The following is a 750-nucleotide window of genomic DNA, read 5'->3' as shown; positions in this document are numbered from 1 at the left end:
TAGAGAGCTAGAGGGGGGCTTACCTCCAGATGACCCACCCCCTTCAGGAGGAGGGGGAATATCCCCAAACCCCCATTTGGGGGATAGTGGGGGTAAAGGGGGTAATGGGGGCAAACCCCCAAGCAGTGATGATCTATTAGACCCTAAAAAGCCTTTAAGACGGGCAAATATGGAGGAGATTACACAAGAATTTTTAGAGGAAGTCAAAAAGCGCAATGTTAAAGTGTGGATTGGGGATTTTGCCCCCCAAGACAAAGGCTTAATGCAAGAATTAGGCTTTGATAGCAAACACCCCGTAAAGATTACATTTAACGGCGATGCGCTGAAGCATATTGAGAAACACCACGGGCCTAACTCTATCCACCACATTAAAAACGAACAGCCCGCCATAGGGATTGAGGACATTAAGCATTACCCGCAAGTTGTCAATCACGCAGACCGCTACAAAATAGAGACAGACAAATACGACCAAGAGGTTTTGATTAGTGGCAAGCAGGTTAATGGCTATGTAGTGGTGGTAGAAACCATCAGCACCAAGAAAAACGAATTGAAGCTAAAAACACTCTATAGGGAAAATGGCAAGCTAGAAAATAACCCCATCTTTAGGGATAGCGGTTTGAGCTCACAACTACCCAAAGGTAGCGAAGGCTCCCTAAGCCCCCGGCCTAGTGCCAACTTAGATGCGCCACCACAAACCGCCAAGACAGATTCTACCACAAGCCCCCTTAACTTAGAGGCGATTCCAGCAAA

At 47.1% G+C, this 750-nt stretch carries 1 protein-coding gene; it reads left to right on the top strand.

Going from position 1 to position 750, the window contains the following annotated elements; genetic code table 11:
* Positions 1 to 750: PBECR3 domain-containing polyvalent protein (locus tag EAO36_RS08325; RefSeq protein ID WP_459562064.1), on the top strand; the 750-nt coding region annotated here is incomplete at both ends.

This window comes from Helicobacter mehlei (assembly GCF_003660265.1).
Classification (GTDB): domain Bacteria; phylum Campylobacterota; class Campylobacteria; order Campylobacterales; family Helicobacteraceae; genus Helicobacter; species Helicobacter mehlei.
This window is presented reverse-complemented; position numbering and strand designations above follow the sequence as displayed.